At 71.4% G+C, this 22,849-nt stretch carries 21 protein-coding genes; 5 read left to right on the plus strand and 16 right to left on the minus strand.

Annotated features, from left to right (window positions below; translation table 11 throughout):
• Window positions 1-78 precede the first annotated feature (78 nt).
• Complete coding sequence (locus IL992_RS22485; RefSeq protein WP_319018737.1) at window positions 79-924, plus strand: LacI family DNA-binding transcriptional regulator; 846 nt, start codon at window positions 79-81, stop codon at window positions 922-924.
• Window positions 925-1,026: 102 nt separating this feature from the next.
• On the opposite strand, the gene IL992_RS22490 is transcribed toward IL992_RS22485, so the two are convergent.
• Genes IL992_RS22490 through IL992_RS22510 form a run of 5 tightly spaced genes read right to left on the minus strand, consistent with a single transcriptional unit; the run spans window position 1,027 to window position 6,241 of the window.
• Window positions 1,027-2,007 carry a PDR/VanB family oxidoreductase gene (locus IL992_RS22490; protein ID WP_193205357.1) on the minus strand — a complete coding sequence of 327 codons (981 nt, stop codon included), beginning with the start codon at window positions 2,005-2,007 and terminating at the stop codon, window positions 1,027-1,029.
• Window positions 2,008-2,042: 35 nt separating this feature from the next.
• The gene (locus IL992_RS22495; protein WP_193205358.1) at window positions 2,043-2,264 is read right to left on the minus strand and encodes a hypothetical protein; all 222 of its coding nucleotides are present in this window, start codon (window positions 2,262-2,264) and stop codon (window positions 2,043-2,045) included.
• Window positions 2,261-3,328: an aromatic ring-hydroxylating dioxygenase subunit alpha gene (locus IL992_RS48455; RefSeq protein WP_319018738.1), complete on the minus strand. Its 1,068-nt coding sequence runs from the start codon at window positions 3,326-3,328 to the stop codon at window positions 2,261-2,263. Before IL992_RS48455 ends, IL992_RS22495 begins: the two co-directional genes overlap by 4 nt.
• A 3-nt stretch (window positions 3,329-3,331) precedes the next feature.
• A complete protein-coding gene (locus tag IL992_RS22505; protein ID WP_193205359.1) occupies window positions 3,332-4,876 on the minus strand; it encodes an acyl-CoA synthetase in 1,545 nt (514 codons plus the stop codon).
• Between the two features lie 15 nt (window positions 4,877-4,891).
• Window positions 4,892-6,241, minus strand: a complete 1,350-nt coding sequence (locus IL992_RS22510; RefSeq protein ID WP_193205360.1) for an MFS transporter — start codon at window positions 6,239-6,241, stop codon at window positions 4,892-4,894.
• A 309-nt stretch (window positions 6,242-6,550) separates the two neighbouring features.
• On the opposite strand from IL992_RS22510, the gene IL992_RS22515 reads away from it, so the two are divergent.
• Window positions 6,551-7,402, plus strand: coding sequence for an SDR family NAD(P)-dependent oxidoreductase (locus IL992_RS22515; RefSeq protein ID WP_193205361.1), 852 nt, complete (start codon window positions 6,551-6,553; stop codon window positions 7,400-7,402).
• A gap of 32 nt (window positions 7,403-7,434) precedes the next feature.
• Window positions 7,435-8,331 carry an RNA polymerase sigma-70 factor gene (locus IL992_RS22520; protein WP_193205362.1) on the plus strand — a complete coding sequence of 299 codons (897 nt, stop codon included), beginning with the start codon at window positions 7,435-7,437 and terminating at the stop codon, window positions 8,329-8,331.
• A 95-nt stretch (window positions 8,332-8,426) separates the two neighbouring features.
• Here the strand turns inward: IL992_RS22520 and IL992_RS22525 are convergent, their stop codons facing one another.
• The 8 genes from IL992_RS22525 to IL992_RS22560 form a co-directional block, all read right to left on the minus strand.
• Window positions 8,427-10,976, minus strand: coding sequence for a CehA/McbA family metallohydrolase (locus IL992_RS22525; RefSeq protein WP_193205363.1), 2,550 nt, complete (start codon window positions 10,974-10,976; stop codon window positions 8,427-8,429).
• A complete protein-coding gene (locus IL992_RS22530; protein ID WP_193205364.1) occupies window positions 10,969-12,459 on the minus strand; it encodes an APC family permease in 1,491 nt (496 codons plus the stop codon). The genes IL992_RS22525 and IL992_RS22530 overlap by 8 nt, the downstream gene beginning before the upstream one ends.
• A 73-nt stretch (window positions 12,460-12,532) precedes the next feature.
• A complete protein-coding gene (locus IL992_RS22535; RefSeq protein ID WP_319018739.1) occupies window positions 12,533-12,913 on the minus strand; it encodes a cupin domain-containing protein in 381 nt (126 codons plus the stop codon).
• The gene (locus tag IL992_RS22540) at window positions 12,910-14,577 is read right to left on the minus strand and encodes a N,N-dimethylformamidase beta subunit family domain-containing protein (protein WP_226873594.1); all 1,668 of its coding nucleotides are present in this window, start codon (window positions 14,575-14,577) and stop codon (window positions 12,910-12,912) included. Before IL992_RS22540 ends, IL992_RS22535 begins: the two co-directional genes overlap by 4 nt.
• Window positions 14,574-15,521, minus strand: a complete 948-nt coding sequence (gene speB, locus IL992_RS22545; RefSeq protein ID WP_193205365.1) for an agmatinase — start codon at window positions 15,519-15,521, stop codon at window positions 14,574-14,576. The genes IL992_RS22540 and speB overlap by 4 nt, the downstream gene beginning before the upstream one ends.
• 183 nt (window positions 15,522-15,704) lie before the next feature.
• Complete coding sequence (locus IL992_RS22550; protein ID WP_193205366.1) at window positions 15,705-16,163, minus strand: MaoC family dehydratase; 459 nt, start codon at window positions 16,161-16,163, stop codon at window positions 15,705-15,707.
• Window positions 16,160-17,068, minus strand: a complete 909-nt coding sequence (locus IL992_RS22555) for an amidohydrolase family protein (RefSeq protein ID WP_193205367.1) — start codon at window positions 17,066-17,068, stop codon at window positions 16,160-16,162. The genes IL992_RS22550 and IL992_RS22555 overlap by 4 nt, the downstream gene beginning before the upstream one ends.
• Window positions 17,065-17,979, minus strand: a complete 915-nt coding sequence (locus IL992_RS22560) for an SDR family oxidoreductase (RefSeq protein WP_193205368.1) — start codon at window positions 17,977-17,979, stop codon at window positions 17,065-17,067. Before IL992_RS22560 ends, IL992_RS22555 begins: the two co-directional genes overlap by 4 nt.
• A gap of 103 nt (window positions 17,980-18,082) precedes the next feature.
• On the opposite strand from IL992_RS22560, the gene IL992_RS22565 reads away from it, so the two are divergent.
• Window positions 18,083-18,916 carry a PaaX family transcriptional regulator gene (locus IL992_RS22565; protein ID WP_319018740.1) on the plus strand — a complete coding sequence of 278 codons (834 nt, stop codon included), beginning with the start codon at window positions 18,083-18,085 and terminating at the stop codon, window positions 18,914-18,916.
• Window positions 18,917-18,967: 51 nt separating this feature from the next.
• Here the strand turns inward: IL992_RS22565 and IL992_RS22570 are convergent, their stop codons facing one another.
• Window positions 18,968-20,338, minus strand: a complete 1,371-nt coding sequence (locus tag IL992_RS22570; protein WP_193205369.1) for an extracellular catalytic domain type 1 short-chain-length polyhydroxyalkanoate depolymerase — start codon at window positions 20,336-20,338, stop codon at window positions 18,968-18,970.
• A gap of 256 nt (window positions 20,339-20,594) precedes the next feature.
• Here IL992_RS22570 and IL992_RS22575 point away from each other — a divergent pair, with 256 nt between their 5' ends.
• The gene (locus IL992_RS22575) at window positions 20,595-21,062 is read left to right on the plus strand and encodes a MarR family winged helix-turn-helix transcriptional regulator (RefSeq protein ID WP_319018741.1); all 468 of its coding nucleotides are present in this window, start codon (window positions 20,595-20,597) and stop codon (window positions 21,060-21,062) included.
• A gap of 8 nt (window positions 21,063-21,070) precedes the next feature.
• On the opposite strand, the gene IL992_RS22580 is transcribed toward IL992_RS22575, so the two are convergent.
• Window positions 21,071-21,526 (minus strand): GNAT family N-acetyltransferase, encoded by a 456-nt coding sequence (locus tag IL992_RS22580; protein WP_193205370.1) that lies wholly within the window; start codon window positions 21,524-21,526, stop codon window positions 21,071-21,073.
• A 79-nt stretch (window positions 21,527-21,605) separates the two neighbouring features.
• A complete protein-coding gene (locus IL992_RS22585) occupies window positions 21,606-22,790 on the minus strand; it encodes an SGNH/GDSL hydrolase family protein (protein WP_226873595.1) in 1,185 nt (394 codons plus the stop codon).
• Between the last annotated feature and the right edge of the window lie 59 nt (window positions 22,791-22,849).

The following is a 22,849-nucleotide window of genomic DNA, read 5'->3' on the forward strand; positions in this document are numbered from 1 at the left end:
GCACGGCGTACGACGCACCCAGGCGGCGGCTGACCCGGGCCAGGACACCGTCGCGGGCCGCGATGCGGGGGTGCCGCGGTGAGCGCGGCCATGGCGGTGGGCCTGGTGCTGGCGAGGCCGCCCCGGCTGCTGGGTGCGGAACCGTTCTTCCTGGAGTTCATCGCGGGCATCGAAGAGCGTCTGGCCGAGCACGGTCAGTCCGTGCTGCTGCACGTCGTCACCACCCACGACGCCGAGATCGCCGCGTACCGCCGATGGGCCGCCAACCGGAGCGTCGACGCGGTCGTCCTGGTGAACCGGATCGTGGACGACGGCAGACCCGCCGTCCTGCGCGCCCTCGGCCTGCCGACCGTGGTGGCGGGCGAGCCGGAGGGAGACGCCCCGTCCGTCCGCACCGACGACGCCGGCGCGGTGCGGGAGGCCGTCGCCCACCTGAGCAGGCTCGGGCACCGCCGGATCGCACGCGTCAGCGGGCCGGACAATCTGATCCACACTCGTATCCGCACCTGGGCACTCGTGGACAGCATGCGTTCGGCCGGGGTCGAGCCCGTCGTGGTGGAGGGGGACTACTCGGAGGAGTCCGGGGCGAAGCTCACGGCGATGCTGCTGGAACGGCCCGACCCGCCGACGGCGATCATCTACGACAACGATCTGATGGCGGTCGCGAGCCTCAACACCGCCAAGGAGCTCGGCTACGACGTTCCCCGCGACCTCAGCCTGATCGCCTGGGATGACTCCAGCATGTGCCGCCTCGCGTCTCCACCGCTCACCACGATGAGCCTCGACGTCCACCTGTTCGGGCAGTTGGTCGCCGAATCCCTGCTGGAACTCATGGCGGGCAAGCCGGTCGCGGAACGCCGGTGCCCGACCGCCGCTCTCGTTCACCGGGGGACCACCGCCCCCGTGAGCGCCCGAATCGTGTAGCCGGCGACCAGGCCGCACATGGCGGGGCGATCGGCTCAAAGCGAGCCGCCGGCACCCGGAGAAGCCGACACGAGACGGCGGGACCTCCTGATCGGAGCGGGGTCACAGCTCGAGGACGAGGCGGTCGGACCGGGCCCGCGACACGCAGATGAACATGACGTCCCCGGCCTCGCGCTCCTCCTCGGTGAGCAGGTGGTCGCGATGGTCGGGGACGCCGCCGAGCACCGCCGTCTCGCAGGTGCCGCAGGTGCCCTCGCGGCAGGACGACAGCACCGCGACCCCCGCCTCCTCGACCACCTCCAGGATCGAGCGGCCGGTCGGGACGGTCAGCGTCGTGCCGGTCAGGGCCAGCTCCACCTCGAAGGCGCCCTCCGCCGTCTCCGCCATGCCCTGCACCGCGGCGGCGCCGTCTCGGGCCGCGGGCACGAAGCGTTCCACTCGCAGCGCGCCCTTGGGCCAGGAGGCGCACCGCTGCTGCGCCGCCGCCAGCAGCGGCTCGGGTCCGCAGCAGTAGACGAGGGTGTCCGTACGCGAGACGCCGAGCAGCGCGTCGAGGTCGAGCAGGCCCGTCTCGTCCTGCGGGCACAGCTCCACCCGGCCCGGGTGCCTGCGTACGAGCCGGTCGGCGAACGCCATCGAGGCCCGGGTGCGCCCGCCGTACACCAGCCGCCAGTCGGATCCGCGCCGCGCCGCCTCCTCGATCATGGGCAGGATCGGAGTGATGCCGATGCCGCCCGCGACGAACAGGTAGCGGGGTGACTCGGCGAGGCCGAAGCGGTTGCGGGGACCGCGCACCCGGATCGTGTCGCCCTCGGCGAGCCGGTCGTGCACGTACGCGGAGCCGCCCCGCCCTCCGGGCTCCCTGAGCACCGCCACCTGGAAGACCGAGGGATCGCCGGGATCGCCGCACAGCGAGTACTGCCTGACCAGTCCCGGGCCGAGCAGCAGGTCGACGTGGGCGCCCGGCGTCCAGGCGGGCAGCGGGCCGCCGTCGGGACGGACGAGACGCAGGAGGACGACGCCCTCGGCGACGGGCGCCTTGCCCGCCACCTTCACGTCGAGCTCCGGTTCGGTGACGGGCATGGTCGCCGAGGCTTCCTTTCTGATGGATATCCGTCTCAGACGAGCGCGGCGGCCGGGGCCGGGGAGTCGTGCGCCGTCGCGGGGCGGGGCCGGTGGCCCTCGGGGTGGCCGAGCAGCCAGTCCCACAAGGCCACCGGGTCCTCGAACTCGCGCTCCGCCCCGCAGAAGCAGGAGGCGTGCAGCCGGTCCGTCCCCGGCAGCCATCGGATGCGGTAGACGGTGCGGCCGGCCCGCGCGCCGGCGTCGTCCGCGCTCATCGGGCGGCGGCCTCCGGTCGTACGGCACCGGCCTCGGCCATCCGGGCGAGAAGGCGGCGGGCGGCCAGCCCGCCGGTGTCGATGTTCACCGACAGCTCCTGGTATCGGTCCGGCTCCGCGGCGAGGACCTGCTCCAGCGTGTTGAGCGCGGCCACGTCCTGCAGGACGACGGTGCGGTTGCTGTCCCGCAGGAAGTCCGAGACCTTCTCGTCCTCGAGCGCGAAGTCGCGTGCCACCGCCCAGAAGTCGTAGGTGGTGTTCTGCGTGGACGGGGTGATCGCGTACACGACCTCGACGTGGAAGGCGTGGGGGTCCGTGCCGTCGGCGGCGGGCGGGGGCGACCCGACCGGGGCGACGCGGCTGTGCAGCAGATACAGGCACGGCGGGTGATACTCGATGTCCTGCCAGCGGGTGATCCGGCCCTTGATGCCGGTCGACTCGGCGTAGAACGGCGGGCACGCCGCGTCGTCCATGTGGCGGCTGACGTAGACGACGCCCGCGTCCTCGTCCACCTCCGTCGTGATCGGGGTCTCGGCCACCTCCGGGGTGCCGATGTACCCGCCGTGCAGGTACGTCTCGTGGGACAGGTCGAGGAGATTGTCCACGAGCAGGCCGTACCGCGCGTTCAGCGGCTCCATCCCGCACACCGTGGCGTAGTCGGGCGAGACCAGCCAGGGCGCGCGCGGCGGCAGCGTGCCGCCCGGCTCGCGGTCGCCGATCCACACCCAGACGAACGAGTCCTGCTCCACCACCGGGTAGGTGCGCAGCCGCGCGGTACGCGGGATGCGCTGCTGGGCGGGCACGGCGACGCAGACGCCGTCCGGGCCGTAGGTGAACCCGTGGTAGCCGCAGACGACGCGGTCACCGACCAGGTGGCTGGGCGATTCCGACAGGGGGAACCGGCGGTGCACGCAGCGGTCGGCCATCGCCACCGCCCGCCCGTCCTCGGTGCGGTAGAGCAGGATCGGCTCGTTCAGGACGGTGCGGCCGAGCTGACGGCGGCCCACCTCGTGGCCGTAGGCGGCCACGTACCACTGGTTGCGCGCGAACTCGGTGACGATCACAGATCACTCCTCGGGGCCGGCGGGCAGAGGCCGCCTGCGCAGGTCGGGTTTGCGGATCTTTCCGGAACCGGTCTTCGGCAGCGCGTCGACGACGTCGACGTAGACCGGGATCTTGTACTTCGCGAGCCGGGTGCGGAGGAAGTCGCGCAGCTCGCCGGGGGTGACGGCGGCGCCGGGGCGCGGCACGACGAAGGCCCGGCCGACCTCGCCCCATTTGTCGTCGGGCACCCCGACCACGGCGGCCTCCGCCACGACCGGGTGCTCGAAGAGCGCGGCCTCGATCTCCGCCGGGTAGACGTTCTCGCCGCCGGAGATGTACATGTCCTTCACCCGGTCGACGACGTGGAGGTGGCCCTCGTCGTCCAGGGTGGCGATGTCGCCGGAGCGGAACCAGCCGCCCTCGGCCAGCGCGGCGGCGGTCGCCTCCGGATCGCGCCAGTAGCCGGGGGTGACGTTCGGCCCCTGCACGAGCACCTCGCCCGGCTCGCCGGGCGCCACGGGGGTGAGGTCGGGCCGGACGACGCGCACGTTCGCGAAGAACACCGGGACCCCGGCGGAGCCCACCTTGCGCACGCTCTCGCCCGCTTCCAGGAAGGTCGCGCCCGGGGAGGTCTCGGTCATCCCGTAGCCCTGGCAGAAGACCAGGCCACGTTCCTGGTAGGCGCGGATCAACGCGACCGGGATGGCCGCGCCTCCGGACATGAGGGTGCGCAGCGAGGACAGGTCGGCCCCGGGCCACCGGGGCGACCGCGCGAACGCGGCGAACATCGCGGTGACCCCGAACATCCAGGTGACCCGATGCTTCTCGATGAGCTCGTAACACCGCTCGACGTCCCACGACGGCATGATGACCGAGGTTCCGCCCTTGAGGAAGGTCGGCAACAGGGTCTGGTTCAGGGCCGCCACGTGGAACAGCGGCGCGCTGATCAGCGTGACCTCGGTGCTCGCCACGTCCACGCCGATCAGGACGTGGAAGCAGTTCCACGCCAGGTTGGCGTGGCTGAGCATGGCGCCCTTGGGCCGTCCGGTGGTGCCGGAGGTGTAGAGGATGAGGGCGATGTCGTCGAGCGCCACCGGGGTGTCGATCGGCGTGGGGTCGCCCTGCGACAGCCAGGTCTCGTAGTGCCGCTCCCCCTCCGCGGGCGCCTCGAGCGCCACGACCGTGCGCGGGCCCGGGAACCCGGGGAGATCGCGGACCGCCGCACGCTGTGCCGCGCATTCCGGCGCGTAGACGAGGACCGACGCGCCCGAGTGCTCGAGCATGTACGCGATCTCGGGCGCGGCCAGCCGGAAGTTCAGCGGGACGAAGATCCCGCCGAGCACGTGGGTGGCGAACATCGTCTCGGCGAAGGCGACGTGGTTGGGCCCGAGGTAGGCGACCCGATCCCCCGCCCGCACCCCCGCGTCACGCAGCCGCGACGCGAGCCTCGTCGTCCGTTCGTGGACCTCCACGTAGCTGAGCGGCCGGTCCTCGTACACGAACGCGGTGCGGTCCGGGCTCATCTGGGCCCGGCGGGCCGGCCAGCCTCCCAGTCCGGCGTTGCGCATCGATGGCACCCCTCGTCAGGCGGAGGACGGTTTCGCGGTGTCCGCGACGCGACCGGACGCGGGCACGGCGGAGGTGACCGAGGTCAGGTCGTGGCGGCTGGTCTCGCGCAGCGCCAGGACGCAGACCACGGTCAGCAGGCAGCAGGCGGCGATGATCACCGAGATCGTCGTCGTCCCACCGCCGGTCGACGCGTCGAGCTGGGCGAACAGCAGCGGCGCGAGACCGGCGCCGAGCCCGGCGATCTGGTAGCCGAGCGAGGCTCCCGTGTAGCGGCTCCCGGTGGAGAACAGCTCGGTGTACAACGCCGCGAGCGGACCGTACATCAGCGGGTGGATGAGCGACTGGCCGAGCACCAGCGCGACGGCGAGCACGGCCGTGCTGCCGGAGTCCACCATCGGGAAGAGCGCGAAGCCGTACGCCGCCATGAGCACCGCGCCGGCGAGCACCACCGGCCGGCGCCCGACCCGGTCGGACAGCGCCGACCAGCCGACGATGCCCAGCACGGCCAGCGCGGACGAGAGCGTGAGCGCGTTCAGCACCGCCTGCCGGGCGAAGCCGGCGCGCACGCCGTACGCGATGAGATAGGTGGTGAGGGTGCCCTGGGCCACGAACGCGGACAGTCCGACGCCGACCCCGAGCAGGAGGGCCTTCGGGTGGTCGCGGAACACGTCCAGCAGCGGCAGCCGGGACACCCGCTCCCTTGCGGCCTCGAACACCGGGGTCTCCTCGACCCGCAGCCGGACGAACAGGCCGACCGCCAGCAGCACGATGCTGATCAGGAACGGCACCCGCCAGCCCCAGCTCAGGAACGCCCGCTCGTCCATGACGGCGGCGGTGCCGCTGAGCACCGCCGTGGACAGCACCATGCCGAAGGGGGCTCCGGCGTTGGTGAAGCTCGCCCACAGGCCGCGCCTGCCGGTCGCGTGCTCGGCGGACATCAGCACCGCGCCGCCCCACTCGCCGCCGACGGCGACGCCCTGCAGGACCCGGAGCGCGACGAGCGCGATGGGCGCGAGGCTGCCGATCTGGGCGTAGGTGGGGAGCAGGCCGATGAGGAAGCTGGCGACGCCCATCAGGGTCATGGTCAGCACGAGCATGCGCTTGCGTCCCAGCCGGTCGCCGTAGTGACCGAAGACGACACCGCCGAGCGGCCTCGCCAGGTAGCCGGTGGCGAACGTGCCGAAACTGGCGACCGTCGCCGCGAGCGAGTCGAGGGAGGAGAAGAAGACCTTGTTGAAGACCACCGCCGAGGCCGTGGCGTACAGCAGGAAGTCGTAGTACTCGATGACGCTGCCCAGGAAGCTGGAGGCCACCGCGCGGCGGAGCTGAATCGGGCTGGGGGGTGCGACTGACAGGTTCGGCATGACCGAGCTCCTCGTCCGGGAGCGAGCTGAGACTCTCGCCTTCTCGTCCGGAGGTTAGGCACATTTCTAACGGAGGTCAATACTTTGCCCAATATGGATGCGGGCAGCCCGGTCCGGGCGCACGCGTGCCCGGCCCTCGGCCTCCATTCCGGCCTACCCCGCCCGGCCGCGGCACCCACGGGCCGCACGCGTGCTGTGCCGCGACTGCCGGAGAGACGCAGATCACACTCGCCCGCTGTCATATCCGTGCCGGGTCGTGTGTCTAGGGGGTGAAACAGCAGACAACCGCAGAAAGAACGGAAAGACATCATGAGCAAGGTCTGGTTCGTCACCGGTTCGTCCCGCGGTCTGGGCCGCAACTTCGTCGAGGCCGCGCTGTCCCGCGGCGACAAGGTGGCCGCGACCGCGCGGAACACCGCGAGCCTCGACGAGCTGGTCGCCGCCTATGGCGACGCGGTGCTCGCACTCGAACTGGACGTGACCGACAAGGCGGCCGTCTTCGAGAGCGTGAAGCGGGCCAAGGAGCACTTCGGCCGTCTCGACGTCATCGTGAACAACGCGGGCTACGCCCAGGTCGGCGCGATCGAGGAGCTGACCGAGCAGCACCTGCGCGACCAGTTCGAGACCAACCTGTTCGGCGCGGTGTGGGTGATCCAGGCCGCGCTGCCGTACCTGCGCGAGCAGGGAGCGGGACACGTCATCCAGATGTCCTCGGCCGCCGGGCTCATCGCGATGCCGCTCGGCGGCGCGTACCAGGCCTCCAGGTGGGCCCTGGAAGCCCTGGGCGAGACCCTCGCCCACGAGGTCGCGGACTTCGGCGTCAAGGTGACCGTGATCGAGCCCGGCGGCTTCGCCACCCGGTCCGGCAAGAACCCCGATCCCCTCGACAACGGCCACGTGGCCGAGCACAACCTGATCTACGACAGTCTCCGCCGGCGCCTCGCCGCGTTCGCGGGAAAGCAGCCCGCCGGCGACCCGGCCGCCGCGGCCCGGGCACTTCTCAAGATCGTCGACTCCGACAACCCGCCGCTGCGGGTGCTCTTCGGCCGGGGCTTCTACCCGATGCTCCAGCAGGTCTATGCCGACCGGCTCAAGACCTGGGCCGACTGGCAGGACCTTTCGATGGAGGCGCACGGCAATCTCGATCAAGAAGATCGGTGACGGGGCCGGCTTCGAAGGAGAAGGACCGAGACATGAGCGGCCACGCCGGCAACCTGGCGACCGAGACCTTCCTCGCCCACCGCAACCTGCTCTTCACGGTCGCGTACGAGATGCTCGGATCGGCGGCCGACGCCGAGGACGTCCTCCAGGAGACCTGGCTGCGATGGGTCAAGGCCGACGTGGAGCAGGTGCACGACCAGCGCGCCTACCTGATCCGGATCACCACCCGGCAGTCCCTCAACCGCCTGCGCAGCGTGAAGCACCGCAGGGAGGCGTATTTCGGCCCCTGGCTGCCCGAGCCGCTGCTGACCGCGCCGGACGTGGCCGAGGACGTCGAGCTCGCCGAGAGTCTGTCGATGGCGCTCATGCTCGTCCTCGAGACGCTGTCGCCGACCGAGCGCGCCGTCTTCGTGCTGCGCGAGGCCTTCGATGTCGGTTACGACGAGATCGCGGCCGCCGTCGGCAAGAGCCCGGCGGCCGTCCGCCAGATCGCCTGCCGCGCTCGGCGGCATGTCGATGCCCGCCGCCCTCGCGGGGCTGTCTCCTCCGGTGAGACCCGGGCGGCTCTGGAGGCGTTCCGGCGCGCGCTCGAAGCCGGCGACCTGCAGGGCCTGCTTGACGTGCTCGCCCCCGAGGTCGTCTTGGTGAGCGACGGCGGCGGCGTCAGGCAGGCCGCGCCGCGGCCCGTCATCAGCGCCGGCAAGGTGGCACGCTTCATTCTCGGCGGCACCGGCAAGGCCGAAGTCACGATCAACGGTCAGCCCACCGTGGTCAACGGCAGCCCGGCACTCATCCTCCGGGTGGACGGCGAGATCGACGGCGTCCTGGCGATCCGTGTCGAGGGCGCCCGCATCACCGGCCTCTACTACGTCCGCAACCCCCAGAAGCTGACCCGCATCGAATCCGAGACCCCGCTCACCCTTCGATGAACGCCGGCCGGTGGCGACATGGATCAGGACGGCCGCCGCCCGCCCGTCGAGGCGATTGGGCGGCGGCCGTACCGGATCGTGCCGGCGGGGCGGCCTCAGCCGGCCGGCTTGCGCTCGTGCAACAGTTCGCGCGCCTGCAGGAACGGCGCCCGCAGGAAGGCCAGGTGGTCCTCCTGCCCGTGCCGATGGCAGACCTGGCCGGGCCACAGACGCCGGCTGCGCTCGTCGATGTACGCGAGGGAGCCGTCGATGAGGTTCAGCATGTGGTCGACCGTGGCCGCGTCGAAGCGGGCGTACTCCTCGCCCGTGCGCAGGTAGACCGGAGACGTGTGCGCCATGATCGGCCTGGCCCAGACGTCGTGGTGCCGGGCGACGTCGGCGCCCGGTCCGTAACAGCGCGCGGCGATCCAGCTGTCCTCGGTCACGGGCACGTCCGCGATCAGTTCGAGCACGCGGCCGGGGGTGTCGATCCGGCGCTCGGCGACGACGTGGCCGTTGACCACGATCTCGAGCCGGTCGACGTCGAAGATCGACTGAACGCGGGCCTCGACGCGTACGGTTCCGCTCGCGGGCACGCGGGCGTCCTGGCCCGGCCGACGGCCGTCCACGCCGAGCCACAGGAGCGGGCCGCTGGTGACGAAGGTCGCGCCCGCCCGGACGGCCCGGCACCAGGCCCAGTAGTCGAACTCCTCGTCCGCCGGCACGTGCGCGTAGGTGCGGATGAGGCCGATCGGCACCTCGCTGCTCATCTTGTCGGTGCCGCCGACCAGGGTGATCCGGTAACCGGCGTTGAGGTAGCGGTAGTACTCCTGGATGTTGTACCGGTCGTAGGCGATCATCTCGACGGCGTCGAGCCTGCCGGTGGCGAGCAGGGCCGCGGCCTCGCCGTTGGGCACGGGGAAGTGCGCCAGCACGACGGTACCGCCCTGGTCGTGGCATTCGTCGGCCCAGTGGGACAGCGTGGTCTCCAGGCCGCCGCCGAGCTCAGACTCCTCGGCGCCGCCGGTGCACCACGGCATGATCGGGCGACGCAGGCCGAGCAGGTTGATGTGGCCGAGCATGCCGCTGCGGTTCTCCTGGCCGGCGAACACGTGCGTGTGGCCGTCGTGGGAGGTGTGCGGGCGTCCGGTGAACTCCTCGGTGTTGGTGAACAGGTGTCCCCACTGGCTGAGCAGCAGGTTGGTGACCCGGACGTCCTCGCCGCGGGCCTCCAGCTCCGCGCCGAGAGTCGAGACGAAGTGCACGTGGGTGTCGCCGCTGTACCAGCCGTCGGCGGCCAGGTCCGTCACCCTGGCCAGCGTCAGCTCGAGCTCGGTCTGGCCCGGCCGGATCGTGACCGTGGTGCGCAGCGGCTCGTACTCGAACCCGCGAGCCGCCTCGACCGTGACCTCGCCCAGCGGCAGCCAGCCCTCGCAGGTGCCGTCGACGTAGGAGTAGGTCGTGGTGCCCAGGCGGACGTCGCCGCCGATGTCGAGGTTCCAGGTGTTGCCGTCGGAGTTGATGTGCCCGTGGTGGCCGTGCGGCGGGTAGGGCACCCCGTCGGCGGAACGGAAGTGGATGCGGCACGGGACCGGCTCACCGGTGGCCGCGTCCCTGACAGTGGTGCGCACCCAGGCCCGTCCGGCGTCGGGGACGCGCCAGGTGACCCCGCCGTCGCTGTGCCGCCCGGCGGTGAGCAGTTCCTCCCAGCCGCAGGCACTGATCACCGTCTCCCCGCGGGTGAGCGTCAGCCGCGCCGACGGGGTGGCGGTGACGCGTACGTAGCCCTGGTGGTGCTCCCCCACCGGCGTCCCCCAGGCCGGCGTGTCCCCGGCGGCCGCGTCCCCGGAGCCGACCGTGCGGTAGACGTAGGTCGCCGATCCCCGGTCGACGGTCACCGCCAGGTCCTCCGAGATCGGCCCCGCCGACGGGCCGAGGTCGAGCAGGACGTCGCGCCACACCGTACGCCCGAAGGGGTCCTCGTCGAGCTCGCTGGTGGTCAGCGCACCGACGAGGATGGCCTGGCCGGCCGAGTGGATCTCCAGGGCGCGGACCGTCTGCCGCGGCCGGGGGTTGCGGCAGGGCCACAGGTAGAACCGGTAGGGCAGGACGTACGGCGACCTGGCCTGCGGGTCGTCGATGTCCACGAAGCGCGCCCCGGCGGCGTCGAACCGCCCGTGGGTGCGCGGCATGAGCCGGTGCTGGGCGTCGGGGACGGCCAGGAACGGAGTCTGCCCCCAGTCGAGAGGAATGGCGCGGTCGCTCCACAGCCGGGGCGTGGGCCCGATCTCCAGGCGCTGGCGCACCGGCAGCCGCTCGGTGGTCCCGTCGTCGTAGACGAGGGTGTAGTGCCCGCAGAGCTGGCCGGCCATCTGCCCGTCGAACAGGTCGGGGGACTCCAGGGCGTGGGCGACCACCATCCACGTGAACGCGCGGTCCACCGGAATGGTCACGGTCGCCGGGTCCGGCCCGCCCACGCGCAGCAGCGCCGCGCCCGCGTTCCCTTCGTCGCCGAACAGGAACGGCAGGCCGTAGAGCGTACGCGGCCCGAGCGGATAGGAGTCGCCGTCGTCGAGGACCGAACGCGGCGCGTTCAGCACGCCGGCCAGGTCGAGCGGCAGGTAGCCCCGGCAGCCGCCGGGCGATGAGGTGTCGTGATCAGGCATTTCCGATGGCGGGCTCTCTCCGCCCGGCGGGCGGTTCGTCGACGGACGTCTGGGCCAGTCCGGCGTAGAGCCGGGGTGCGCGGGCCCGCAGATACAGGGCCCTCGTCACGCCGGCGACGACGGCGGCCACGCCGAGACCGACGATCAGGATGTTGGTGGCGGTGCCGGCGCCGGTCAGCAGCGGCAGGTTGCTCAGGACGAGGAAGAGCACCACGGCCAGGGCGGCGAAGCTGAGCCCCGGAGCGATCGTGGTCCGGAAGAGCCCGGCCTCGGGCGCCTGCCTGCGCAGGAAGCGGATGATCGCCAGGGAGCAGAACGCCCACAGGCAGATGATCCCGAGGAACCCGAGCGCGCTGCCCCACAGCAGCAGCCCCAGGTAAGGGTCGATCCCGAAGACCGCGAACGTGACGACGGCCACGGCCGCCAGCACGGTCTGCACGAGGCCCGCCCTCAAGGGGGCCTTGGTCCGCGGGTGGGTGCGGCCGAGCGCGCGGGGCAGCAGGCCCTCGCGGCCCATCGCGTAGAAGTAACGGTTGGCCGCGTTGTGCAGCGCGAGCAGCGCGGCGAACGCGCTGGTCAGCAGCAGGATGTGCATCACCTCGGTGATCGGGGCGGGCACGTACTTGTCGAACACGGCGACGACGAGGTTGACCGGGTCGGCCTCGGCAGCGGGCCCGATCTTGTCGACGCCGTAGGCCATGACGACGACCCAGGTGATGAAGGCGTAGAAGACGGCGATGAACCCGACCGCGATGTAGGTCGCCCGGCGGACCGTACGGATGCCGCCCCGCGCCTCCTCACTGAAGATCGCGGTGGCCTCGAAGCCCATGAACGCCCCGGCGACCAGGGCGAACATCGCACCGTTACCCGGGTCGAAGACCCTGCTGGGCGCGAACGACTCGGCGGACCAGTCACCGGCGCCGCCCTTCACCAGAACGTAGGCCGCCAGCACGACGAGCACGGCCGTCTCCAGCACCAGCAGCGTCCCGAGGATCCGGGCGCTGGTGTGGATGCCCCGATATCCGAGCCATCCCACGAAGATCAGGCCGGCGATCGCGAACACCCACCACGGCACGTCACGGTGGAAGTAGTTCTTGAACGTCTCGTTGGCGTACACACCGAGGGCGCCGTACGTGCTGATCTGCAGGGCGTTGTAGGCGACGACGGCGAGCATCGCCGCGCCCGAGCCCGCCGGCTTGCCCAGGCCGCGCGAGATGGTGGCGTAGAAGGCGCCCGCGTTGCGGACGTAGCGGCTCATGGTCATGAAACCGACGGCGAACAGCGCCATGACCACCCCGGCGACCAGGTAGCCGCCGGGGACGGCGGCACCGCCCTTGAGGAAGTGCAGGGGGGCGACCGCGACGATGAGCGTCAGCGGGGCCAGCGCGGCCAGGACCGTGAAGACGAGGTCCTTGGTGCCCATGGCGTTGCCGGCCAGGGTGTCGGGCGCGCTCGCGGAGCTCCCGGGGGGATGACCTGGCATGGTGTGTGTGCTCCTTACTGCGGGTCGGCTCGGGGCTGAATGCAGGTGGGGCCCGAAGGCAGGAAGGGGGAGCTCAGCGGCTGACCGCGACGAAGACCTTCTCGCTCGGCTCCAGGGTGATCCAGTCGCCGCGGAAGCCCTGCGGGATGTGGAAGGACTCCCCCGGGCCGAACTCCTTGCGCCGCCCGGACTCGTCCTGTACGGCGACGCGGCCCTTGAGGATGAAGCAGATCTCGTCATAGGGCCAGGAGTCGAACCGTACGGCGCCGGGCTCGCCGGTCCAGAAACCGCCGGTGAACGAGCTCGCGGTGCCGCCGAAGACCCGGAACTCCGCCTCCGTCCACTCGGCGGACAGCAGATGGTAGTCGCTGAGCGGGGGCACGAAGCGCTCGCCGTTCCCGGCCGTGATCGCGCGGACGGCGTCGATGCCCGTCGGGCTCTGCGGGTCGCTCACGATGCGGCTCCTCCATGGTTCTTGAAGCGGCTGCTCTCGACGCGGCCGCGCAGGCCGAAGCGGCGCAGGACGTTGTGGGTGATGCGCTCCACGAAGGGGTCGCCGAGGCTGAGCACGTGGGACCACTCGGTGGTGCCGCCGTTGAAGACCTCGCCGTCGCCGCGGGTGAACGCCGCGATCATCCCGGCGCCCCGCATCTCGCCCTCGTGCACGTAGCCGGGCAGGTCGTCGCCGAGGTCCGCGTTGTAGTTGTAGACCTCCTCCTCCGGCCCGCCGATCGGCACCCGGCCGCCGAAGCGGTCCTCCTCCCCGCGTACGGCCGGTGCGAGAGCCAGGATCTCCAGCGTCTCCGGAGCGCCGTCCTCGAACGTCGGGTACGGCAGGCCGCGCCGGAAGGTGTACTCGACCGAGTCGAGCTCGAAGGCCGCCAGGAAGTACGGGGGCCCGCCGAGCAGGTCGCCGTAGTAGAGGTCGGTCCCCTCGAAGGCCCAGTGATGCGGCCGGTAGACCGTGAAGCCTCCCGACGAGCGCGGGGTGGCGACGCCGTAGCGGTTGTAGATGCCGCCGAGGCCGTTGAGCCCGATGGTGGTGGCGCCAGGCCGTCCGACCGACTTCGCCTCCCACACGGTGGTGGCCAGGTGCGGCGTCGTAGCCGCCTCGGGGTCCAGTGACGGCAGCCGGTAGCAGTACTGCGTGGTCCCGTCGTCGCTGAGCCGCACCTGCCACTGGTAGTTGCCGCCGAACCTTGCCAGGTTGCCGCCGGCGTCGACGAACGCGTCGACCGTGTCGCGCATCCGCCACGACCAGTACTCGTCGTGCCCGACGACGATCGCGCAGGAGTAGCCGTCCAGCGCGTGGGGGTCGAAGTGCAGGTCGTGCTGGGTCAGGTAGTCGATCTCGTAGCCGTTGCGCTCGGCCCACACCACGAAGTGCCGCTCGTAGGTCGCCCAGAACGCGTCGGCGTGGTGGCGGCTGTACCCGAACAGGCGCGCCCACTCGTACGAGGGGTAGCGGGGGGCGCCGTTGATCGGCAGCGTGCCGGGGTTGGCCTCCCGCGGCGCGCCCGCCGGCTTGCGGATCATCCCGCGGGCGATCGGGCGCTGCGTCGAGGCCAGCGGCGATCCGTTGTCGGAACGCGGGTCGTCGCCCAGGCCGCGGTAGTGGTTGGCGCCGCCCCAGTCGTTGTAGGCCAGCATCGTGCCGGTGGTCAGCACGAGCGCGGCGGGGGCACGCCGCCCGGCCGGCGCCTTGACGACGAAGAAGTGCTCGCGCTCCCACAGTTCCCCGGACGGCGTGACCGCGCGCACGGTGACGATGTAGAAGCCGCTCCGCCAGTCGTCCGGGATCTCCAGTTCCAGTCCCACGGGCCAGCCGCAGCCGACGGCGTGGGCGTCGGCCGGCGCCTCGTAGCGGCCGGCCGACAGCCCCTCGCACGACCAGACGACGCGCGGCTCCAGCCCGTCTCGGACCACTTCCAGATCGAAGGACGGGACACTCGCGCTGAGATGGAAGCGGACGGTATCCCCGGGAAAGTACGAGAACCGGTCCGTGTAGCACCACACCTCGGCCGCGTCCGGGCTGCTGAAGGCACGCTCCGAGGGCCAGCCCTTCGGGGACCAGGCGAAGGCGGCGGGCAGCCCCTTCGCCGCGTTCGTGTCGCTCACTTCTCCTCCTTGAGTGCGAGCAGGCTGATCAGGTCGTAGGCCACATGGGAGGCCGCGACGGAGGTGATCTCGGCATGGTCGTAGGCGGGCGCGACCTCCACGACGTCGGCGCCGACCAGGTCGGTGCCCTCGAGGCCGCGCAGGATCTCCAGCAGTTCCCGGCTGGTGAGCCCCCCGGCCTCGGGGGTGCCGGTGCCGGGCGCGTGCGCCGGGTCGAGCACGTCGATGTCGATCGAGAGGTAGAGCGGCCGGTCCCCGATCCGCTGCCGCAGCGCGTCGGCGACCTCGTCCACGCCCCGGCGCATCACATCGGCGCTGGTCACGATGCCGAAGCCAAGCCGGCGGTCGTCGTCGAGGTCCTTCTTGCCGTACAGCGGGCCGCGGGTGCCGACGTGGCACACCGCCTCGGTGTCGAGGATGCCCTCCTCGACCGCCCGGCGAAACGGCGTGCCGTGCGTGTACTCGGCCCCGAAGTAGGTGTCCCAGGTGTCGAGATGCGCGTCGAAGTGCAGCAGCGCGACCGGGCCGTGCCGCCGGGCGGCCGCCCGCAGCAGCGGCAGCGCGATCGTGTGGTCGCCGCCGATCGTGACCAGCCGGGTGCCGCCCTCCATCAGCCCGGAGGCGGCCTCCTCCACGGTCTCGACCGCCTCGCGGATGTCGAACGGGTTGCACGCGATATCGCCCGCGTCCGCCACCTGCATCGCCGCGAACGGCGAGACGTCCAGGCCCGGGTGGTACGGCCGGAGCAGGCGGCTGGCCTCGCGGACGGCCGAGGGGCCGAACCGGGCGCCGGGGCGGTAGGAGACCCCGCTGTCGAACGGCACGCCCACCACCGCCACGTCGGCGTGCCCGATTTCGTCCAGCCGCGGCAGCCGCGCGAAGGTGGCCGGTCCGGCGAATCGCGGAACCCGTGAGGAATCGACGGGCCCCCGGGGCACGCTCATACCTGATCCTTTCTCTCCACCGCGAAGCCCCAGGTCAGGGGCTTATGGATGGGCAAGTCTGCACGCAAGCGGACTAAACCGGCAATTGGTGCAGCAACGGAGAGTCGGGGGCAGGTTTGTGGATGAGAACAAATGCCGACGACCCGGCGGCCGGGATGGCCGCCGGGTCACAGGCGTCAGGCGTCAGGCGTAGTGCCGGTAGATCACACGCGCCACGCAGGCGGGCTTGGCGGAGCCGTCGCTCTCGACGGTGAAGTCGAGCAGCATCTGGACGCCGTCGCCGGGGACGTCCTCGACGGAGACGACGACGGCGGCGAGGCGGATCTTGCCGCCGACCTTCACGGGGCTGGGGAAGCGGACCTTCTCCAGGCCGTAGTTGATGCTCATCTTCACGCCCCGGACGTCGAGCAGCTCGTTGAAGAGCGGGATGACCAGGGACAGCGTCAGGTAGCCGTGGGCGATCGGGCCGCCGAACGGCCCGTCCTTGGCCCTGTCGGGGTCGATGTGGATCCACTGGTGGTCGTCGGTGGCGTCGGCGAAGGTGTTCACCCGGTCCTGGGTGACCTCCAGCCAGTCACCGCGGCCGAGGTCGCGGCCGGCGAGCGCCCTGATCTCGTCGAGCCCGTTCACCGTGATGGTCATGTGCCTGCCGTCCCTTCCGTGGAGCCGTCCTGTGCGCCTTCTCCGGTGCCGAGCCCGAGCAGGCGTACGGCGTTGTCCTTCAAGATCTTCGGGCGGACCTCGGGCTTGATCTCGAGCTTGTCGAAGTCGGCCAGCCAGCGGTCCGGGCTGATCACCGGGTAGTCGGACCCGAACAGCACCTTGTCCTTCAGCAGCGTGTTGGCGTATCGGACGAGCTGCGGCGGGAAATACTTGGGCGACCACCCCGACAGGTCGATGTAGACGTACGGCTTGTGCGTGGCGACGGCCAGCGCCTCGTCCTGCCAGGGGAACGAGGGGTGGGCCAGGATGATCCGCAGCTCGGGGAAGTCCACGGCGACGTCGTCCACCAGCATCGGGTTGGAGTACTTCAGCCGGATCCCGCCCCCGCCGGGGACTCCCGCGCCGATGCCCGTCTGGCCGGTGTGGAACAGGGCGACCGCCCCGAGCTCCTGGATCGCCTCGTAGAGGGGGTAGGCCATCCGGTCGTCGGGCGCGAATCCCTGGATGCTGGGGTGGAACTTGAAGCCGCGCACGCCGTACTCCTCGACGAGCCTGCGCACCTCCCGGACCCCCGCCCGGCCCTTCCAGGGGTCCACGCTGCCGAACGGGATCAGCACGTCCGGGTGCTCGGCGCAGCTCTCCGCCACCTCCTCGTTGGAGATGCGGGGGTGTCCCGTGGCGTGCTCCGCGTCGACGGTGAACACCACCGCGGCCATCCTCCGCTCGCGGTAGTAGGCGGCGATCTCGGGGATGGTCGGTCTCGGGTGCTCCTTGAAGTACTTCTCCGAGGCGCCGAACAGCTCGGCGCTCAGCGAGGCGTGCCCGCCGGCGGAGACCTCGGCGTGCGTGTGCACGTCGATCGCGACCAGGTCCTCGGTGTTCATCGGGTCTCCGGGTGCACGGGTGCGGGGATGCCGTACGTCTCGGGGTCCGCGCCGACGCCCGTACGCCAGGAGGCCGCGATGGCCTCGGCAGTCCAGCCGCCGTCGGCGTACGCCACGGCCTTCTCCGCCGGGTGCGACCACAGCGCGAGCCGGTCTCCCCCGATGCCGATGGCCTGGCCCGTCACCCCGGCGGCGGCGTCCGACGCGAGGAAGACGACGAGCGGGGCGACGTCCTCGACGGAGCCCATCCCCTCGTCCCTGCGCAGCCACCGCGGGAACGGCTTTCCGGTCCGCTCCGCCTCCTCGATGACCGGGGCGAAGGCGGGGATCGTCTTGGTCATCTCCGTGGCCGCCACCGGGACGACCGCGTTCACCGTGATGTTCGCCCTGGCCAGCTCCATCGCCCAGGTCCTGGCCATGGCGACCACGCCCGCCTTGGCGGCGGCGTAGTTCGTCTGGCCGAAGTTCCCGCGCTGGCCCGCGGGTGAGGAGACGAGGATCAGGCGCCCTCCGCTCCCCTGCTCGCGCATGCGCACCGCCGCCGCCCGTGCGCAGGTGAACGTGCCGCGCAGGTGCACGCCGATCACCGCGTCGAAGTCGTCGTCCGTCATCTTCCACAGCACCCGGTCACGCAGGATTCCCGCGTTCGTGACCATCACGTCGAGCCGGCCGAACTCCTTGACGGCCGTGTCGACCAGCCGCTCGGCGACCTCGGCGGAGCCGACCGGGGCCACGACGGCCTCGGCCCTGCCTCCCTTCGCGGTGATCCCGCCGGCGACCCCCGTGGCCGCGTCGCCGTCCACGTCGTTCACGACGACCGCCGCCCCCGCCGCCGCCAGCGCCTCGGCGTACGCGCGCCCGAGGCCGCGGCCCGCGCCGGTGACGACGGCCACCTTGCCGGAAAGATCCATAGTGTCGCCCTTCGCTCGGCAGCGTGACTTCGTCGAATGTATGGCAACAATGTGACGGTCGTCAAAGATTTGCATGACGTTGGGGACGGTCTACCCTTCTGCTGTGACCCTCGGCGGCGAAGACGACCAGACGGCGCCATCCCTGCGCCCGCAGCCCCTGATGTTCAGCTTCCTCGGCATCTACGTGCTGCACCGCGGCATCGCCGTCTACTCCGGGAGCGTCATCGACGTCTTCGCCCGCCTCGGCGTCTCCGAGGAGGCCGTACGGTCGACGCTCGCACGGATGGTGAAGCGAAACCTGCTGGCGCGGCACCGGCAGGGACGGAAGGTGTATTTCGGGCTCACCCCGCGTGCCGTCGAGGTCCTGGAGGACGGGCGCAGGCGGGTGTGGGAGACCGGCGCGGTGAACCGCGACTGGGACGGCACCTGGACGCTCGTCGGCTTCTCCATCCCGGACAGCCGGCGCAGCACCCGGCACGACCTGCGGTCCCGGCTCATCTGGCACGGATTCGGCCTGCTGCAGAGCGGGCTGTGGATCGCGCCGGGCGTCAAGGACGTCAGCGACATCCTCGCGACTCTTGATCTGGGCGACCACGTCACCGTGCTGACCGCCAGGGCGTTCAAGCCGACCGAGGCGGCCGACCTCGTCGGGAAGGCGTTCGACATCGAGCAGATCGCCGCGCGCTACCGGGCGTTCCTCGCCCAGTGGGACGTCTCCCGGCCACTCCCCGTCGCGCCCGACGACCTCGCACGGCAGTTGCTGTTGCACACCGACTGGCTGCAGCTCGTCCGCCAGGACCCGCATCTGCCGGCCGAGCACCTGCCCCGGGACTGGCCGGCGATCCAGGCCGAGCAGACCTTCCAGGCGCTCGCCCAGCGGTACGAGCCGCCCGCCGCCGAGCTGGCCGCCACCGTCCTGGACACGCTGGCCGTCTGACGCCCGGCCGCGCCGCCCCCTGACGGCTCGTCGCGGCGCGGCCGGGTGCGGTCAGGCGACGGTGCAGGCCGCGCCGTTGAGGGCGAAACCGGCCGGTGCGGTGTTGCTGCCGCTGTAGGAGGCCTGGAAGCCGAAGCTCGTGCTGCCTCCGGCGGGGATGGCGGGGTTGTAGGAGACGTTGCGCGCGGTGACCTGGGCGCCGGACTGGGTCACGCCGGCGTTCCACGCGTTGGTGATCTGCTGGTTGCCCGGCCACGTCCAGGTGACGGTCCAGCCGTTGACGGGAGCGGTGCCGGTGTTCGTGATCGTGACGTCCGCGGTGAAGCCGTTGTTCCAGGAATTGGCCCTGTAGGTGATCCGGCACGCGGCGCCCTGCTGCGGATTCGACGGGCTCGCGGACGGCGAGGGGCTTGGCGACGGCGACGGGCTCGCGGACGGGCTGACGGACGGACTGACGGACGGGCTGACGGTGGCGCTCGGGCTCGGGCTGCTACCGGTGAGGCCGAAGAACTGGATGGCGACCGCGGCCATGCCGCTCATGGGGAGACTGTGGCCCGCGCCCTGGATGCTGTACGCCTCGACCTTCACCGCCCCCGTGGAGTCGGCGTAGCGGCGGCGGTTCCAGCCGGACTGCGGGGTGTCGGTGCTGGAGGGTGTCTGGCTCAGGCCGTGGACGTTCGTCCACTGCTTGATCTCCTCCTCGAGCTCGGCATAGGCGACGACGGTGTCGCTGGTGCCGTGCCACAGCTGCATCCGCGGCCAGGGCCCCCGGTAGGTGGGGTTCGCGTTGCGGACCGCGTCGCCCCACTGCTGCGCGGTCTTGCCCACGCACGGGGCGGAGTTGCCCCCCGGGCTGTAGGCCGCCTCGTTGGGGAAGCACGTGAACGGCACGCCCATGAACGCCACGCCCGCCTTGAACACCTCGGGATACAGGGCGAGCATGGCGTTGGTCATCATGGCGCCCGAGGAGGCGCCGGTCGCGAACACCCGGTTCGGGTCGCCGTGATACTGCTGCTCGACATAGGTCACCATCGACATGAGCGACACCGGGTCGGTCTGGCCGCCGCGCACCTTGGACGCGTCCGACCAGTTGTCGAAGCAGTTCATCTTCTTGGACGCCGACGGGTAGATCACGATGAAGCCGTACCGGTCGGCCAGCGACGCGAACTCGGTGGACGAGTAGAAGCCCGGCCCCGAGCCGCCGCACGTGTGCATGGCCAGCACGATCGCCGGGTTCGGCTGGGCGCTGTTCGGGACGTACACGTACATGCGCAGGTTGCCGGGGTTGGCGCCGAAGTTCGTCACCTCGGTCAGCGTCGCCGCGGCGGCGGGGTGCGCGGACACCAGCGCCGACACCAGGACCGCGGCGGCACACAGCACCGCGGCGACGGCGCCGGCGAGCGCCGTGAGTAATCGCTTCATCCGCTCCTCCTTTGTCGATCAGCGGCGGTTCCCTTTTTCTCGGGCCTTTTCCGCGCACGTTGCGGAATCGCCGCTCACTCGCAAGTAGTGACGTCAGCCGGTATAGGAGCGGAGGCGCCCGGCGGTCAAGACGCGACCCCGAGGGCTCCGGCGATCAAATAGGCGTTTCCACTGCTTATCAAGCTACTTGCTATCAAGTCACTTGATAGCCACCCGCGAAACTTACATTCCGGAGATCGCGCGGTATGGTCGTCCGGTGACCGCCCGCCGCCCCCGTCCCGCCGCCCAGCCGTCCGCGCCCGCGGCCCGCCTGAGCTACCTGGTGTTCCGCCTGGAGCGCCGCATCCGCGCCCGCCTGGACGACGTGCTCGCCCGGCACGGCGTCACCACGACCGAATACATGGCGCTCAGCGAGCTGCGCACGCGCGACGGGGTGTCGTCGGCGGAGCTGGCCCGCATCGCCTTCGTCACGCCGCAGGCGATGAACCTCGTCATCCGCGACCTGGAACGGCGCGGTCTGATCCGCCGCGACCCGCACCCGGACGGCGGCCGCACGCTGTGCGCCCGCCTCACTCCCGAAGGGGTGGCCGTGCTGCGGCGGTGCGACGATTCGCTCGACGACATCGAAGCGGTCATGCTCGCGAAGGTCGACGACGCGACGTGTGAGGTCCTCAGGGAGGGCCTCACCGTGTGCGCCCGGGCCCTACGTCCCGACGCGTACTGACGAAGTCGTCAGAGCAGCCTGGTCATGAACACGCTGTGCGGATCGGGCCGGTAGTCGGCGAAGGGCTCGCAGTAGCCGAACCCGAACTTCTCGTACAGCCTCCTGGCGGGCAGGAAGAAGTCGGCCGAGCCGGTCTCCAGGCTCAGCCGGGTGAAGCCCATCCGCCCGGCCTCGGCGATGATGTGCGCCAGCAGCAGGGACGCGATCCCGCTGCGCTTGCGCGCCGCCGACGTGCGCATCGACTTCAGCTCGGCGTGCGCCGGGTCGAGCCTCTTGATCGCACCGCAGCCCACGACGGTGTCGCCGTCCATCACCGACCAGAACGTGACATCGGGCGCGCGCAGGCCGTCGAGGTCGAGGGCGTGCTTGCTCTCCAGGGGCGTGATGGACCGCATCTCCCGCACGTGTTCCCGCAGGAACTCGGCGATCTGCGGACCGGACAGGTCGTCCTCGACGATTCTCATCGTGCTCGCTCATCCAGGGTGCTCGGTGACATCGGCGGTCGGGGAACCACGGCAGGACGCCACTCTAGCCGCCGCCGCGTCAGTCGAAACCGAAGCCCGGGGGCAGCGGCTCCCGCCGGAACAGGTGGGCGGGCACGGCGTCGGCGAGGGCCTGGTAGCCCGCCGGGTTCAGGTGCAGGTGATCGCCCACGTCGTACGCCGCGAGCAGCCGGCGGGGGTCGGCCGGATCGCGGGCGGCACGGTCGAAGTCGATCACCGCATCGAACCGGCGGCCGGTGCGGATCCACTGGTTGACCGCCTGCCGGGCCGCCTCCCGGTAGCCCCGCGCGTCGTCGTAGGGGGCGTTGCCGCCGAACGGCGTCAGCGTGGCGCCGTAGACGCGGATGCCCCGCGCGTGCGCCCGCGTGACGATCTGGTCGTAGGCGAAGATCAGATCGTCGGCCACCTGCTTCTGCGCGGCCGGACCGGCCTCTGCGGTGCCGATGTCGTTGACCCCCTCGAACAGGATCAGCCAGGCCACCCCGCTGTGGGCGAGCACGTCACGGTCCAGCCGGGCCAGCACGTTGGGCCCCAGGCCGTCGTTGAGCACCCGGTTGCCGCCCGCCCCCTGGTTCACCACCGCCACCGCGGAGGTGGCGCGCCGGGACTGCAGGCGGTCGAACAACCGGTCCGGCCAGCGGTCGTTGCCGTTGGTGGTCGATCCCCGGCCGTCGGTGAGCGAGTCGCCCACCACCGCCACAACGGCGACCGACGGCTCGGCCCACACCTCCACCCCGCTGAGGAAGTACCAGTGGTCCACCGCGGTGGCGCCGGGCAGGTCCGCGGCGTCGGCGTGGTCGCCGGCCAGCAGATAGGAGGTGGTCCGCGAGCCCGGATGCGAGGTGATGCTCGCCGAGCGCTGCCCGTCGGCCAGATGGACCGTCACCGTCAGGTTCGACCGAGGCGCCGGCTCGACGTTCAGCGGGTCGGAGACCACCTGCGCCCCGACCGGGATGGACACCGACGGGCGGCCGTGGAAGGTCACCGGCCGCACCGTTTCCGGCCGGATCGCGCTCACCCCCGCCCGCCCGCCGACCGGCAGCGCGACGGTGACCTTCGTGATGGGCAGCGCCGCGCCGCCGAAGGCGTTGGAGAACCGCAGCCGCATCTGCCGCCCGCCCATCGAGACCCGGACCGTCTGCCGCAACGTGGCATCGGCGAGAACGAGGTCGTCCCGGGCGAACGGCGGCGGCGGCATGTTGCCGGGCTCCGTCAGCTGCGGCATCGCCGTCCAGGAGGCGACCCAGCGTCCTTCTCCCCTGCGTCCTTCTGGTCTGCGTCGTT

The sequence above is a fragment of the Microbispora sitophila genome (genome assembly GCF_014892245.1).
Lineage (GTDB): Bacteria > Actinomycetota > Actinomycetes > Streptosporangiales > Streptosporangiaceae > Microbispora > Microbispora siamensis.